This window comes from Variovorax sp. P4_D9 (assembly GCF_056401695.1).
Genome location: NZ_JBFUIU010001287.1, coordinates 1 through 1805 on the forward strand (window position 1 = coordinate 1; position 1805 = coordinate 1805).

3 protein-coding genes and 2 pseudogenes are annotated in these 1805 nt (G+C 64.1%); all 5 read left to right on the plus strand.

From position 1 onward, the window contains the following. Positions 1 to 240 precede the first annotated feature (240 nt). The 5 genes and pseudogenes from AC1DY5_RS54025 (at position 241) to AC1DY5_RS54045 (ending at position 1590) form a co-directional block, all read left to right on the plus strand. Positions 241 to 558 (plus strand): thioredoxin family protein, encoded by a 318-nt coding sequence (locus AC1DY5_RS54025; RefSeq protein ID WP_478122423.1) that lies wholly within the window; start codon positions 241 to 243, stop codon positions 556 to 558. A gap of 118 nt (positions 559 to 676) precedes the next feature. Next, positions 677 to 832: pseudogene (locus AC1DY5_RS54030) on the plus strand (cation diffusion facilitator family transporter); the annotation flags it as partial. 121 nt (positions 833 to 953) lie between these two features. Next, positions 954 to 1085, plus strand: a pseudogene (locus AC1DY5_RS54035) (cation diffusion facilitator family transporter); the annotation flags it as partial. 76 nt (positions 1086 to 1161) lie between these two features. Then, complete coding sequence (locus AC1DY5_RS54040; RefSeq protein ID WP_478122424.1) at positions 1162 to 1413, plus strand: hypothetical protein; 252 nt, start codon at positions 1162 to 1164, stop codon at positions 1411 to 1413. 9 nt (positions 1414 to 1422) lie between these two features. Next, positions 1423 to 1590 (plus strand): hypothetical protein, encoded by a 168-nt coding sequence (locus tag AC1DY5_RS54045; protein ID WP_478122425.1) that lies wholly within the window; start codon positions 1423 to 1425, stop codon positions 1588 to 1590. Positions 1591 to 1805: the final 215 nt, after the last annotated feature.

Consider the following 1805-nt stretch of genomic DNA (forward strand, 5'->3'; position numbering starts at 1 on the left):
GTACAGCTTGGTCCGATTTGACGCCCAGGGCCGCGTCGACTGGCCGGGCACGCCTGCGGCGCACCCACACCGTCCCGGCACGGCGACCGTTCGTGAGGACGGAAGCTGGCCGACAGCCGCAGAACGTGAGCAGATGCGAGCCCTGCTGTCAGGTGGCCGAGGTTCGAGCGTGCCGAATGGAATAGACGTGGATGCGCCAGAGGCGGCCACTTGAGACCTCAACCCTGAATGGAGATCGACATGGACATCAAGGTTCTCGGCACGGGATGTACCAAATGCAAGAGTACGGTCGCATTGATCGAACAGGTTGCCAAGGCCAAGGGCGTCAGCGTCACGCTGCAGAAGGTCGAGGAGATGCGCGACATCGTGAACTACGGCGTGATGTCGACCCCCCGGCGTCGTGATCGACGGCAAGGTGGTCCATGCTGGCGGCGTGCCCAGCCGCGACAAGGTCGAACAGTGGCTTGGCGCATGAGCGGTACGAGTGCAACGTGGGGGTATGCTAAGGCGCCTGCCAAGCCGGCCGCGAGACGATGCCCGAGGCCGTGGCCACCCTGAATATGCAATTCGATGTGGTCGCGGTGCGGTTGAGCGCCCACGTGAGTAGGACCGTATTCAACACCGTGGCGCCCGGTACTGAGCCAACTTTCTCCCTGCACCGATTGATCGAACCCTCATGAGCGCAGGACACGGTCACAGCCACGATCCGACCATCTTCAACGGTGCGTTCGCCATCGGCATCGCATTGAATCTTGCGTTTGTCATTGTCGAAGCGTTCTATGGCTGGAAGGTCAGTTCGTTGGCCTTGCTGGCTGACGCCGGGCACAACCTGAGCGACGTCATCGGTCTCGTCCTGGCCTGGGGCGGGGCGCTGGCCGGTCGGCTGCGCCCCGACGCCCGCCATAACCTACGGATGGAAGCGCAGCAGCATCCTGGCGGCGTTCGTCAATGCGCTGCTTCTACTGGTGGCCATGGGCTCTCTTGCATGGGAGGCAGTGCACCGGTTGCAGTCGCCGGAGCCGATCGAGGGCGTCACGATCATGGTGGTGGCTGGCATCGGCATCGTCGTCAACACCGCCACGGCTCTACTGTTCATGCGTGGCCGCGAGAGCGACCTCAACATTCGCGGCGCCTTCGTGCATTATGGCGGCGGACGCACTGGTGTCGGCGGGCGTGGTGGCGGCCGGCGGCTTGGCGCTGGCGTTCGGCTGGTTGTGGCTCGATCCGGTCGTCAGTTTGCTGATCGCCGCCGTCATTGTGGTGGGCACCTGGAGCCTGTTCCAGCAATCTCTGCACCTGATGTTCGATGGCGTTCCCGAGAACGTGGACCTGCACGCCGTGCAGGCCCTGCTCGAAGCGCTACCCGGCGTGGCGCGCGCACACGATCTGCATGTCTGGGCCATGGGTGCGTAGGAGATCGCCATGACAGCGCATTTGGTGATGCCTGAGGTTCAGGCGGACGACGCCTTCCTGCAGGACGCCACCGAGGAGTTACATGACCGTTTCGGGATCGAGCACGTGACGCTGCAAGTGGTGCGCGTTCCGTTCACGCCGCCTTGCACCGCGCTGACGGAGCCTTCTCGCGGCTGAATGCGGAGATCGAGACGGTGCGCGCTCGGTCAGCTGGCGGGCGATGCTCCTGCCTCGGATTGTTCGTCGCCAAGGATCGCCGGCGCGCGCCGTGACAAGGAGCAGGGCGGGGCGTCGGCGACCTGGAACCCGCGATGGAGATGTCTTGACGAATCGCAAGGTCGGATCCGTGATACGGCGCACAGTTCTTTCTCTCGAGTGGGCACCCTTTGCAG